Here is a 13,280-nt window from a genome sequence, read left to right on the forward strand (position 1 = left end):
CTTTTCGGCAGAGCCCCGTCAGCCCTGCCCCTCCATGCCTTCCAGCTCGACGATCATCCCCTCGATCATGCCGAGGCCGATCTGCCAGAAACCCGGATCCTTCGCGTCGAGGCCGAAGGGCGCGAGCAGGGCGCCGTAGGGCTTCGAGCCGCCGGCCGAGAGAAGCGCGAAATAGCGATCCACGAAGCCCTCCTCGGCCCGGGCATAGACGCCGTAGAGCGAGTTCACGAGGCAGTCGCCGAACGCGTAGGCGTAGACGTAGAACGGCGAGTGGATGAAGTGCGGGATATAGGCCCAGTAGGGCTCGTAGCCGGCATCGAGCGTGATCGCCGGACCCAAGGATTCCGCCTGCACCGACAGCCAGAGGGCGTTGATCTGGTCGGTCGTCAGCTCGCCCTTGGCGCGGGCGAGGTGCACCTTCCGCTCGAACGAGTAGAAGGCGATCTGGCGGACCACCGTGTTGATCATGTCCTCGACCTTGGCGGCGAGCATGGCCCGGCGCTGGGTCGTGTCGGTGGTGGCGGCCAGCAGCTTGCGGAAGGTCAGCATCTCGCCGAACACGCTGGCGGTCTCGGCAAGCGTCAGCGGCGTCGGCGCCATCAGCGCGCCGTTCGGGCCGGCGAGCACCTGATGGACGCCGTGGCCCAGTTCGTGGGCGAGGGTCATCACGTCCCGCGGCTTGCCCTGGTAATTCACCAGCACGTAGGGGTGAACCGAGGGCACGGTCGGGTGCGCGAAGGCGCCCGGGGCCTTGCCGGGCCGGGTCGGCGCGTCGATCCAGCGGTCGTCGAAGAAGCGCCTCGCGATGCCGGCCATCTTCGGCGAGAACGCGTCGTAGGCCGAGAGGACGGTGTCGCGCGCCTCGGTCCAGGGGATCGTGCGCTGCTCGACCTTCGGCAGCGGCGCGTTGCGATCCCAGTAGGGCAGCGTCTCCTGCCCGAACCACTTCGCCTTCAGCTTGTAATAGCGGTGCGACAGGCGCGGATAGGCCGCCCGCACGGCATCGACCAGGGCCTCAACCACCTCGGGCTCGACCCGGTTGGCGAGGTGGCGGGCATCGGCCACGTCCTTGAAGCCGCGCCAGCGGTCCGAGATCTCCTTGTCCTTGGCCAGCGTGTTGGTGATCAGCGTGAACACCCGCAGATGCCCGCGCAGCACCGTGCTGATCGCCCCCGCGGCCTCCTTGCGGACGGCCCCGTCGGAATCCTGGAGCTTGTTGAGGGTCGGCTCCAGCGGCATCTCCTCGCCCTGCACGGTGAAGCGCAGCGACGCGATGGTCTCGTTGAACAGCCGGTCCCAGGCGGCGTTCGAAGTGACGGATTTCTCGAGGAAGAGCTTTTCGGTCCGGTCGTCGAGCTGGTGCGGCTTCTCCCGGCGCAGATCCTCGATCCACGGCGCGTAGCGGGCGAGCGGCCCCGCCGCCATCGCGGCGTTCATCACCGCATCCTCGACCCGGTTGAGCTCGAGGGCGAAGAACAGCAGATCGGCGGAGGCGTTGGTCAGGCGCTCGCGGGTGTCGCCGTAGAATTTGGCCCGGGCCTCGTCGGTCGTGTCGCCGGAATAGACGAGGCCGGCGAACGACATCAGCTTGCCGAGCAGGTCCTCGATTCCCTCGTAGGCCCGCACCGCCTCGGCGAGGCCCGCGGAAGCGTCTGGCCCGGCGGCCATCTCGGCGATGCGCCCGGCATAGCTCTCGGAGAAGCGGCGGCACTCCTCCTCGGCCCGGGTCATGTCGGCGGAGAAATTCGGGTCGTCGAGGCCCGCATAGAGGTCGGTCAGGTCCCATTCCGGGAGAACGCCGAGGTCGGCAGCCTTCGCGGCGGCGCGCGCGGCGCTCACGCCTTCGGGCAGGCGGACGATCACCGGCGACGCGGTGGGGCTCGGCATCATGTCGTGCGTTCCTTTTACGGGGAGCTGGTTCCGTACCCTGATATCGAGTGGGCCGCCACGCGTTCAACGCGGCGGGTTGGCGAGGGGCGCGGCCAGAAACCCGCCGGACTGTGCAAACGTCGTTAAGCGCCACTTTACGTCTGTGGTTCACCCTCCGGCTCGAAACGAAACAGCCGCCGAATCGGAACCGGTGTCCGGGATCGCCCCGCGCCGCCGGCCGGGTCGGCGTGCCGGTCAGGGAGCCGCCATGTCCACCACCGTGCTCATCGTGGACGACGACCCGGTCCAGCGGCGTCTCGCCGAGGCGGCGGTGCGTCGCTTCGGCTTCGAGCCCCGGGTGGTCGAAAACGGTGCCGACGCGCTGACCGTGCTGAAGTCCGAGGGCGCGGATGTGGTCCTCCTCGATCTCGTCATGCCCGGCCTCGACGGGCTCGGCGTGCTCGCCGAGATGCGCAAGGGCGGCCTCGCGACGCCGGTCATCGTGCAGACCTCGAACGGATCGATCGACGCGGTCGTCTCGGCCATGCGGGCCGGCGCAGTCGATTTCGTGGTCAAGCCCGCGGGCGCCGAGCGGCTGCAGGTCTCGATCAAGAACGCCCTGCGGGTCGACACCCTGGAGGAGGAGGTGCGCCGCATGCGCCGCCGGGCCTCCGGCGCGCTGACCTTCAAGGACCTCGCCTCCAAGAGCCCCGACATGGAGCGGGTCATCCGCCTCGCCGAGCGGGCGGCGAAGTCCAACATCCCGGTGCTGATCGAGGGTGAATCCGGCGTCGGCAAGGAGGTGCTGGCCCGGGCGATCCAGGGCTCGGGGGATCGGCGCGGCAAGCCGTTCGTGACGGTCAATTGCGGGGCGATCCCCGAGAACCTCGTGGAATCCACCCTGTTCGGCCACGAGAAGGGCGCTTTCACCGGCGCCACCGAGAAGCATGCCGGCAAGTTCGTGGAGGCCTCGGGCGGCACCCTGTTCCTCGACGAGATCGGCGAGTTGCCCCTCGACGCGCAGGTGAAGCTGCTGCGCGCGCTCCAGGAGGGCGAGGTCGATCCGGTCGGCGGCAAGCGCCCGGTGCGGGTCGATATCCGCCTCGTCTCGGCGACCAACCGTTCGCTCCTCGACCTCGTGAAGCAGGGCAAGTTCCGCGAGGATCTCTATTACCGCCTCAACGTCTTCCCGATGACCCTGCCGCCGCTGCGGGCGCGCCGGGAGGACATCCCCGACCTCGTCCGCTCGTTCTGCGCGCGCTTCTCCGCCGAGGAGGGCAAGCGCGTGCGGGCGATCACACCCGAGGCGATGGCGCTGCTGACCCGCTATCCCTGGCCCGGGAACGTCCGCCAGCTGGAGAACGCCCTGTTCCGGGCGGTGGTGCTGGCCGATGGCGACGAGCTCACGGTTGCCGAGTTCCCGCAGATCGCCGCGCAGGTCGAAGGGTTCGACGTCCGGATCCCGCCCCTCCCCGTGCAGCCGCCAATGCCGGCCTATGTCCCCGAGCCGGTCCGGGAGATCGTCCGCGTCGAGGTGCGCGACCCGCACGCTATGTCGCTCGTCGCCGAGGAGACCGGTGAGATGAAGCCCATGGACGTGCTGGAAGCCGAGATCATCCGCTACGCGCTGCAGTTTTACCGCCAGCGCATGTCGGAGGTCTCGCGCCGCCTCGGGATCGGCCGGTCGACGCTCTATCGGAAGCTGAAGGACCTCGGCCTCGAAGGCGATGCCAAGGGCGAGGACGCGGCCTGAGGCGGTGCCGGGTGTGCTAGCGCACCGGGCGGATACCGTGTCGCCATCCGTGAACGAACTTTGAAACTGCTGCACCCTACGAATCGATCATTCATCCGGCCGCACTCTCTGCAGCATTGATCGATCCCTCGGCGACGGCAGGTCGGCACTTCTACTTGGAACGACTGCGGTTGCTGAACGTCACGCTTGCGCGGATAATCACAATCTGCGCGTGCGGTCCTGTCGCCGCTCCCCGGGAGAATACGATGCGCGTCCCGCGCTCAAGCCTCATGGCGCTGGCCGCCCTCATGACCGGCTCGGTGGCCTCTGCCGCCCTGGCTGCCGAAACGGCGGCGCTCGACACGTCCGCCACCGCGCCGATCCTGGCGCCGCCGACGCCCGCGACGGCCCCGGATCCGGCCCCGGCCGCGCTGCCGGACTACAAGCCCGAAGCCCCGGCCGCCGAGCCGGCGCCAGCCGCTGCGGCCCCCGTCGCCCCGACCGATCCGCTCGGCGCGGCTTTGTTCGCCCGGCTCAACGATCCGGCGCCGCTCCTGCTGCGGCTGACGACCAAGGATCGCGACGCCATCCGATCGTTCTACGAGGCCCGGGCCGACAAGCCGCTCTGGATCGCCGACGGCGCCTGGACCGAGGCCGCCAAATCCGTCTCGGCCCGGCTCACCGCCGCCGCCGAGGACGGCCTCGACGCACACGCCTACACGATCCCCTCTCTGCCCGAGAAGCCGGACGAGAAGGCGATCGCGGACGCCGATCTGCGCCTGTCCGCGGCGGCTTTCCTCTACGCCCGCGATGCCCGCGGCGGCCGGGTCAATCTCGCATCGATCTCGCGGCTGATCACGCCGCATCTCGACCTGCCGGCCGGCAACGACGTGCTGGCCAAGCTTGCCGATGCCGGCGTGAAGGCCGGCGACGTGCTCCAGGGCTACAACCCGACGACGCGGGGCTACCTCGCCCTGAAGGCCCGTCTGGCCGCCCTGCGCGGCCCGGCGCCGACTGCCGTGAAGCCGTTGCGGCTGCCATCCGGGCCGGCCTTGCGGCTTGGCATGCACGATGCCCGCGTGCCGCTGCTGCGCGCGCATTTCGGTCTGGAGAACCGCCCGGCCGGGACGCTCGACCAGGGCCCCGGCGAGCCCGACACCTACGATGCCGCCGTCGCCGACGCGGTGACGAAGTTCCAGCGCGGCCGGGGGCTGCCCGCCACCGGCATCCTGAACGTGCAGACCGTGCTGGCGCTCGCCGATGCCGGCCGTGCTGCGCGGCCCACCGGCAGCGAGTCCGAGCTGATCGTCAACATGGAGCGGTGGCGCTGGCTGCCGGGGGATCTCGGGTCGGACTACATCCTGGTCAACGTGCCGGAATATCGCCTGCGCGCCTATCGCGGCGGCGTCCTGCGCGACGAGGCCCGGGTGATCGTCGGCAAGCCGGATTCGCGCACCCCGCTCTTCTCGGGGCTCATGGAATACGCGGTCGTCAATCCATCCTGGTACGTGCCGCCCTCGATCCTGAAGACCATGGCGCCGAAGCTCGCGGGCTACGGCGGCAAGACCTGGGGCGGCTACGAGGTGGTCCGCCGCGGCGGCCACATCTCGCTGCGCCAGCCTCCGGGCGAGCGCAACGCGCTGGGCTTCATCAAGTTCATGTTCCCGAACCAGCACGCAGTCTACCTGCACGACACGCCGAACCGCTCGCTGTTCTCCGCCGCCAGGCGCGATTTCAGCCACGGCTGCGTGCGTGTGGACGACCCGTTCCGCCTCGCCGACGTGGTGCTGCCGGACTGGTCGGCCGAGCGGCTCAAGAAGCTGATCGGCAAGGGTGAGCGTACGCTCCGGCTGCCCGAGAAGCTGCCGGTCCACCTCGCCTACTTCACGGCTTACGTGGACGATGGCGGCAGCTACCGCACCCTGCCCGATCTCTACGGCTACGATGCGCCGATGCGCGCGGCCCTCGGGCTGCCGGGCGGCGGGGGGGGCGCGATCGCCCGATTGCCGGACGAGGCACCGCGTCGCAAAGCTGAGGCTGTTCCGACGACCCGGAAGGTCCACGCTGCCCAGCACCGTTCGATCCATCGCCGCCTGGCCGATGAATGGCCGGACGAGCGCTACGAGGAGGTCGCGCCGCCGCGGCGCCATCTGCGCCGGGCCGCCCGCGCCGATGATGCGCCGGCATATGGCGAGCCCGGGCTGTGGACGCCGGCGCCGCAGCAGGCCGTGCCGCGGAGCTACTGGTAGGCTCCGCGCAACCGGCGGCTCATCTCGCAACTTTCACGTGCGTGGCCACACATCCGGGCACGATTTCGCCACGGTCCAGCCTTAGCCGTTTCCGCCGATAGCCGGGCGCGCTCCGCGCCGGCCGCACCGGGCGGAAGAGGATCAGGACCATCGTGCCGCGCCTTCTCCCCCTCCGAAAGCTAGCCCTGGCCCTGTCGGGCATCGCGATGGGGTTGCTCGCCGGGACGGCCGAGACCGAGGACGCAATCGCCAACGGCGACACGCGCACGCTCACGATCTACCACACGCACACGCAGGAAAGCGCGACCATCACGTTCAAGCGGGATGGGCGCTACGACCGCGCGGCCCTCGAACAGCTGAACTGGCTCCTGCGCGACTGGCGCATCAACGAGCCGATCAAGATGGATCCGCGCCTGTTCGATACGGTGTGGGAGGCCTATCGGCAGGTTGGCTCGAACCAGCCGATCCACATCGTCTCCGCCTATCGCTCGCCCGGCACCAACGCGATGCTGCGCCGCCGCTCGAAGATGGTGGCCGAGTACAGCCAGCACATGCTTGGCAAGGCGATGGATTTCTTCCTGCCGGACGTGTCGATCGACCGGATCCGTGAGGTCGGGCTCCAGATGCAGCGCGGCGGCGTCGGCTGGTACCCGCATGCGGGCACGCCGTTCATCCATCTCGACGTCGGCTCGGTGCGGATGTGGCCGCGCATGACCCACGACCAGCTCGCGCGCCTGTTCCCGGACGGCAAGACGGTGCTGCTGCCGAGCGACAACCGTCCCTTCCCCCGCTACGAGGAGGCCAAGGCCGAGATCCTGGCCCGCGGCGGCACCGTCGCGGGCATCACCACCCAGATGGCCAGCGGCGAGGAAGAGGACGGGCCGAGCCTGTTCGGCTTCCTGGCGAGCCTGTTCGGCGGCGGCAGATCGGACCCCGCACCTGCGCCGCCGCCGGTCGCCGTGGCCGCCAAGCCGCGCCGGGCGCCGGTCGTCGCCGTGGCGAGCGCCGATCCGCAGGATATGGCCGGGACCCGCACCGCCCTCGCCTATGCGGCGCCCGCTGCCGACGACGCCCTGCGCGGCTCCCTCGTCCAGCGCGAGCTGGCGAAGGCGGCGGACGCGAAGGGTACGGATGCGAAAGCGCTGCTCACCGCGGCTCCCGCGGACGCGAAGGCGGAGGAGGCCTTGTCTGCCGTGGTCGCGCCGCTTCCGCCGCGCCGGCCGTCCGACCTTGCCGCCGTGGTGGCTGCGCTCACTATGCCGCTGCCTCCGCCGCGTCCGGTGCAGTTCGCCGCGCTGAAGGGCGGCATGGCCAATCTTCCGGCCGCAAACGAAATCCGTGCCCTGGAGAAGCCCTCCCCTTCCGATCCAACCCGGGTCCGTACCCTGGTCGCCCCGGATGCCGACGCCAAGCTGCAGCTGCGCGCCCTGTTCGAGGCGGTCTCAGCCGGTTCGGTCGCAGCACCGGCGAGCCGCAGCGCACCGGTCCGCATCGCCACGATCCGTATTCGCGACGCCGCGCCGGATGCCGTCGTGGCCGCGGCGCCGGAGCGTACGACAACGCGGTTCAGTGCGCGCAGCCCCGGGGACGACCTCGCCTCGGCGCGGTTCACCGGATCGGCGACGCGGCCGGCATCCACGGGGCGCTGAGCCGCTGCGATTGACCCGAACCCGGCTTCAACCTGGGTGCGGATTGGATGCCCGGTCGGCGTCGCCGCGCGGAAGACGTCAGCGCAACGGCTTGGACAGGTTGACGCTCAGCGCCGCCACCAGCGTCGCCGCGTAGCTGTCATCCTGCATGGAGGCGATGCGATCCGCTTCGTTGCCGCTGTTCGTCGCCACCGACATCATGAGCATCCCGGCGGTGACCATGCCGCCGAGGGCTGCCATCAGCGCCAGATAGGCCCGCATGGCGGCGCGCGGCGCGGCCGCAACAGCTTGCGGCTCGCTGATGCACAGGGGCGCGGAATCGGGCTGGATCATGGCCGGTGATTCTGACGGGTGACGCTGGACCCGCCGCGGATCGAAGAAAGGCACGCCCGACCCATCGGCTCAAGTGGTCAACGTCCCATTTCCGGTCGAGTTCTTGCGAGGAGCCGCCTTTTTCCAACGGCTCATTTTACACTTGGTTGATAACCGGTTGGAGGGCACCGCCACGTGCCCTCCACGAGGCGGCCTCAGCCCTCCTTGCCGGACACCTTGCCGAGCGCCGCCTGGGCGGCCGCGAGGCGGGCGATCGGCACGCGGTAGGGCGAGCAGGACACGTAATCGAGCCCGACCTCCTGGCAGAAGCCCACCGAGGCCGGATCGCCGCCGTGCTCGCCGCAGATGCCGAGCTTGATGTTCGCCCGCGTCTTGCGCCCGCGCTCGACGCCGATCCGCACCAGCTCACCCACGCCCTCCTGGTCGATGGTGATGAACGGGTCGGCCGGCAGGATGCCCTTCTGGGTGTAGGGCCCCAGGAAGGTCGCGGCGTCGTCGCGGGAGATGCCCAGAGCCGTCTGGGTCAGGTCGTTGGTGCCGAAGGAGAAGAACTCGGCCGTCTCGGCGATCTCGCCGGCCTTCAGCGCCGCCCGCGGCAGCTCGATCATGGTGCCGACCTGGTAGTCGAGGGTCGCGCCCTTCTCCTCAGACACGGCCTTCGCCATGGCATCGATGCGCGCCTTCACGAGGTCGAACTCGGCGCGGGTGAAGACCAAGGGCACCATGACCTCGGGGGTGACCGGCTTGCCGGTATCGGCAGCGGCCTGCACGGCGGCCTCGAAGATCGCCCGGGCCTGCATCTCGGCGATCTCCGGGAAGGCGATCGCGAGGCGGCAGCCGCGGAAACCGAGCATCGGGTTGTGCTCGGACAGCTCGCGCATCCGATGCCGGATCTTCTCCTCGGCCACGCCCGTGGCCTTCACGACCTCGGCCACCTCGGCGTCGGTGTGCGGCAGGAACTCGTGGAGCGGCGGGTCGAGCAGGCGGATCGTCACCGGCAGGCCCGACATGATCGTGAACAGCTCCAGGAAGTCCTGGCGCTGGTAGGGCAGGATCTTCGCCAGCGCCGCCCGGCGGCCCTCGGCGTCGTCGGCCAGGATCATCTCGCGCACCGCGATGATGCGGTCGCCCTCGAAGAACATGTGCTCTGTGCGGCAGAGGCCGATGCCCTCGGCACCGAAGTTGCGCGCGGTCCGCGCATCGGTCGGCGTGTCGGCATTGGCCCGGACCTTCATGCCCCGGAAGGCGTCGGCCCATTCCATCAGGGTGGCGAAGTCGCCCGACAGCTCGGGCTCCAGCATCTTCACCTCGCCCTGGATCACCTGACCGGTCGAGCCGTCGATGGTGATCTTGTCGCCGGCCTTCAGCGTGACGCCGCCGACCGAGAGGGTCTGCGCCTTGTAGTCGATCCGGATCGAGCCGACGCCCGACACGCAGGGCTTGCCCATGCCGCGGGCCACCACGGCCGCGTGGCTGGTCATGCCGCCGCGGGTGGTCAGGATGCCCTCGGCGGCGTGCATGCCGTGGATGTCCTCGGGCGAGGTCTCGATGCGCACGAGGATGCACTTGCGCTCGGCCTTGCGATGGGCCTCCGCGTCCTCGGAGTTGAACACGATCTCACCGGTCGCCGCACCCGGCGAGGCCGGCAGGCCGGAGGCGATGACCTTGCGGTCGGCCTTCGGGTCGATGGTCGGATGCAGGAGCTGGTCGAGGGCGCCGGGCTCGACGCGGCCGATCGCCTCCTCGCGGGAAATGAGCCCCTCGCCCGCCAGATCCACGGCGATGCGCAGGGCGGCCTTGGCCGTGCGCTTGCCGTTGCGGGTCTGGAGCATCCAGAGCTTCCCCTTCTCGATGGTGAATTCCATGTCCTGCATGTCGCGGTAATGCGATTCCAGGATCCCGTAGATCCGGGTCAGCTCCGCGTAGCTCTCGGGCATGGCCTTCTCCATGGAAGGCTTGTCGCTCTCGGCCTCGATACGGGCCTTCTCGGTGATGTTCTGCGGGGTGCGGATGCCCGCCACCACGTCCTCGCCCTGCGCGTTGATCAGGAACTCGCCGTAGAGCGCCTTCTCGCCGGTGGAGGGATTGCGGGTGAAGGCGACGCCGGTCGCCGAGGTGTCACCCATGTTGCCGAACACCATCGCCTGCACGTTGACGGCCGTGCCCCAGCTTTCGGGAATGTTGTTCAGCTCCCGGTACTTCTTGGCGCGCGGGATCATCCAGGAATCGAAGACGGCGCCGATCGCGCCCCAGAGCTGGTCGTCGGCCCCCTGCGGGAAGTCCGAGCCGTGCTCGTTGCGCACGATTGTCTTGTAGGTCTGGATCAGGGTCTTCCAGTCGCCGGCGCCGAGCTCGGTGTCGAGGTCGAAACCCTTGCTCTCCTTGTACTGCTCAAGCGCCTCCTCGAAGGCGTGGTGCTCCACGCCGAGGACCACGTTCGAATACATGGTGATGAAGCGGCGGTAGGAATCGTAGGCGAAGCGCTCGTCGTCGGCCTCCTTGGCCAACGCCAGGACGGTCTCGTCGTTGAGGCCGAGGTTGAGCACCGTGTCCATCATGCCGGGCATCGAGGCGCGGGCGCCCGAGCGGACCGAGACGAGGAGCGGGTTGGTCTTGTCGCCGAACTTGCGCCCCGTCAGCGCGCCGATCTGGGCGAGCGCGGCCGCGACCTGATCCTTCAGCTCCGGCGGGTAGGACTTGCCGTGATCGTAATAGTAGGTGCAGACTTCGGTGGTGATGGTGAAGCCGGGCGGTACCGGCAGTCCGAGGTTGGACATCTCGGCGAGGTTGGCCCCCTTGCCGCCGAGCAGGTCGCGCATCTGCGACTTGCCCTCCGCCTTGCCGTCGCCGAAGGCATAGACCCACTTCGCGCTGCCGGTCGCCATGTCGATCCCGTCCATGTCTGAGGCCCGGCTCCGGCCGAGCTGATGGGCGGGGTTGGACCATCCCGCAGCGCAACGCAAGATGAACGCGCGATGGCGTTGTGCGCACGCGGCTGACGGCGGTGGCGGTCTGTCAGGCGTGGCGCCCCCGCCCGGGCGCGCCGCGGGTCAACGCAGTATTCCCAGGCCGATGACGCCGACCACGATCAGGTAGATCGCCACGATGTAGTTGAGGAGCCGCGGCATCACCAGAATCAGGATCCCGGCGAGGATCGCGATGAGCGGCTGAAGATTCGAGATGGTGATCGTCATGGGCGCCTCTCAAAGCCGAGCTTGGCCGATGAGACTGACGCCTCTACCCGACGGAGGTTCCCTGTGGCTTGCAGGCGGCGGAGCCTTTCCGCTCCGCCGCCCGGATCAAGGCTTCGTGGGCTTGGGCGTCGGCGTCTGCGTCCCGGGGATCGGATCCTTCGCCTCGCCCACCGGCAGATTCACCGCCACCGTCGGGTGCGCCAACTCCGGATAGGGCTCGATCACGTTGGCGCCGTTGAGCGGCTTGTTGGCGCCGTTGTGGCAGGTGGCGCAGTTGATCTTCGGCGCGTCCCCGAGTGCCCCGAGGCGGTTGCGCGGGAAGGTTGAGGTCAGCGGCGTCATGTAGTCCTGGTTGAGGTCCCGCACCATGCGGATGCCGTACCAGGCATGGACGCGGTTCGGCGTGCTCGTGTCCCACTGCGCCACCGAGCGGGTGTTGTGGCAGAAGGTGCAGTTCACGCCGAGCGATTGCGACATGCTGATCATGATCGCAAACGTCTTCTCCGCATCCTGGATCGGCTTGCCCTTGGTCTCGGGCAGCGCCGTGGTGGCGTTGACCCGGACGGCATCCTCCGACGTCTCCTTGTGCTGGTAGAAGGCCTGATAGACGTCGTAGGGCAGCGAGGTATTGCCGACCTCAGCTGAGGCGAGGTTCTGGCTGTTGTTGCGCGGGATGAAGCGCCCGGCCCCCTGGACCGGATGGTCGAACCAGATATTGGCCGGCACCGGATTGCCCCGGTGGCAGGTGTAGCAGGTCACGCCGGCCTGATGGACGTGGTTCTCCTTCCAGGACGCATTGATGTACTGGGTCATCTGCAGCATGCGGCGGGCGACGCGCTTCTGATAGAGCTCGTCGGAGGCCATGTTCTCGGTGCTGTGGCAGTAGGTGCAACCCTGCTGCGGCGCGACCCATTCGGTGATCGAGACCATCACGCGGTTGAATTGCTCGGCCGAGAGATCGCCCAGAACCTGCACGTTCTCGTAGACGGCCGAAGCCTTCTCGCCGCCGGCTTCTGCGGGATCGGCCGGGGCCGGCGCCCGGTTGGCTTCCGCCAGCGCCTCGTTGCCGGCCCGGGTGCGGATCAGGTCCATGCCCGTCCCGCGGAAGCCGGTCTGCTTGACCGCCATGGGCGGGTGGGTCCAGCCCGCGCCGCCGAACATCGCGATGGTGAGGAACAGCGCCAGCGCCCCGCCGACCACCGCCAGAATCGTCTTCATGACGGCCTCCTCACGGCCTCGGGCCGGGTGCGAGATGGGCGGGATCCACGATCGGGCCGTAGACCTGCGGATAGGCGGGGGCGACGTGGTGCTTGACGGCCCAGAGGTACCAGTTGTCGACCACGGTGCCGGTGAGCAGGATGCCGATGCCGCCGGTCAGCGTGGTCAGCACCGCGAACCACCATGCCCAGCGGTGGATCGACTCCATCGTGGCGTTGAAGCCCATGGTCCAGCGCCAGAACAGGGCGGCGCGCTCGGTGGCGGTGCCGCGATCGACGATCTGGTCGATCTCGCGCTCGGCGCCGTAGCGCGAGCAGGCCAGGATGGTGCCCCCGTGCATCGCGAACAGCAACGTCGATCCGTAGAGGAACGTGATCGAGAGCATGTGGAACGGGTTGTAGAACAGGTTGCCGTAGCGGAGCGAGAAGGCCGCGGTCCAATCGAGGTGCGGGAAGATCCCGAACGGCACCGCCTCCGACCACGAACCCATCAGCAGCGGCCGAATGAAGCCGAGGACGAGGTAGAGCCAGATCGCCGACGCGAAGGCCCATGGCACATGGGTCCCGAGGCCGAGCGCGCGCGCACGCCGGTAGAGGTGAACCCACCAGAGCAGGATGGCCGCGGTGAGGAAGAAGCCGGCGATCAACCACCAGCCGCCCTCGTTGAGCGGCGGCAGGACCTTCAACCCGTATTTCGGCAGGGGCGGCTCCAGGGCGAGCCACGGCAATTGCCGCACGAACTGGACCGGATCCCAGTTCACCGAGGCCCACATGTTGAGCCCGATGATCTCGAAGGCGATCACCCCGCAGGTGATCGACAGCGCCGCGATATAGCCGATATAGATCGGCCCGACTTGGGAATTGCCGATGAGCCCGAACAGGTAGCTGTTGAACGGCTTGCCGATCCGATCATCGACGGCGACCGGCACGCCGTGCTCCGGCTTCAGCGGGCGCACCTGAACCTGCGTGAAGATGTTCTGGTAATAGGCCATGGCCTGCCCTCCCCCGGGAGTGCCGCACGCCGGGCGCGGCGCGCA

At 69.0% G+C, this 13,280-nt stretch carries 9 protein-coding genes; 3 read left to right on the top strand and 6 right to left on the bottom strand.

All coding sequences use genetic code 11. The features are described 5' to 3' along the window. Positions 1-18 precede the first annotated feature (18 nt). On the bottom strand, positions 19-1,890 hold the full coding sequence (locus tag FVE89_RS12315; protein ID WP_160534234.1) for a M3 family oligoendopeptidase: 1,872 nt from the start codon (positions 1,888-1,890) through the stop codon (positions 19-21). Between the two features lie 247 nt (positions 1,891-2,137). Between FVE89_RS12315 and FVE89_RS12320 the strand changes: the two genes are divergently transcribed. The 3 genes from FVE89_RS12320 (at position 2,138) to FVE89_RS12330 (ending at position 7,499) form a co-directional block, all read left to right on the top strand. Next, on the top strand, positions 2,138-3,622 hold the full coding sequence (locus tag FVE89_RS12320) for a sigma-54 dependent transcriptional regulator (RefSeq protein WP_160534235.1): 1,485 nt from the start codon (positions 2,138-2,140) through the stop codon (positions 3,620-3,622). 245 nt (positions 3,623-3,867) lie between these two features. After that, the gene (locus FVE89_RS12325; RefSeq protein WP_160534236.1) at positions 3,868-5,850 is read left to right on the top strand and encodes a L,D-transpeptidase family protein; all 1,983 of its coding nucleotides are present in this window, start codon (positions 3,868-3,870) and stop codon (positions 5,848-5,850) included. Positions 5,851-6,056: 206 nt separating this feature from the next. Continuing rightward, positions 6,057-7,499 carry a DUF882 domain-containing protein gene (locus tag FVE89_RS12330; protein ID WP_160534403.1) on the top strand — a complete coding sequence of 481 codons (1,443 nt, stop codon included), beginning with the start codon at positions 6,057-6,059 and terminating at the stop codon, positions 7,497-7,499. Between the two features lie 78 nt (positions 7,500-7,577). Here the strand turns inward: FVE89_RS12330 and FVE89_RS12335 are convergent, their stop codons facing one another. The 5 genes from FVE89_RS12335 to pufM form a co-directional block, all read right to left on the bottom strand. After that, positions 7,578-7,832 carry a hypothetical protein gene (locus FVE89_RS12335; protein WP_160534237.1) on the bottom strand — a complete coding sequence of 85 codons (255 nt, stop codon included), beginning with the start codon at positions 7,830-7,832 and terminating at the stop codon, positions 7,578-7,580. Between the two features lie 194 nt (positions 7,833-8,026). Continuing rightward, positions 8,027-10,717: a pyruvate, phosphate dikinase gene (gene ppdK, locus FVE89_RS12340; RefSeq protein WP_160534238.1), complete on the bottom strand. Its 2,691-nt coding sequence runs from the start codon at positions 10,715-10,717 to the stop codon at positions 8,027-8,029. Between the two features lie 165 nt (positions 10,718-10,882). Then, positions 10,883-11,026, bottom strand: coding sequence for a DUF3096 domain-containing protein (locus FVE89_RS12345; RefSeq protein WP_160534239.1), 144 nt, complete (start codon positions 11,024-11,026; stop codon positions 10,883-10,885). Between the two features lie 105 nt (positions 11,027-11,131). Beyond that, on the bottom strand, positions 11,132-12,244 hold the full coding sequence (pufC, locus tag FVE89_RS12350) for a photosynthetic reaction center cytochrome PufC (protein WP_160534240.1): 1,113 nt from the start codon (positions 12,242-12,244) through the stop codon (positions 11,132-11,134). 10 nt (positions 12,245-12,254) lie between these two features. Continuing rightward, the gene (pufM, locus tag FVE89_RS12355; protein ID WP_160534241.1) at positions 12,255-13,235 is read right to left on the bottom strand and encodes a photosynthetic reaction center subunit M; all 981 of its coding nucleotides are present in this window, start codon (positions 13,233-13,235) and stop codon (positions 12,255-12,257) included. Positions 13,236-13,280: the final 45 nt, after the last annotated feature.

This window comes from Methylobacterium sp. 2A (assembly GCF_009806555.1).
Lineage (GTDB): Bacteria > Pseudomonadota > Alphaproteobacteria > Rhizobiales > Beijerinckiaceae > Methylobacterium.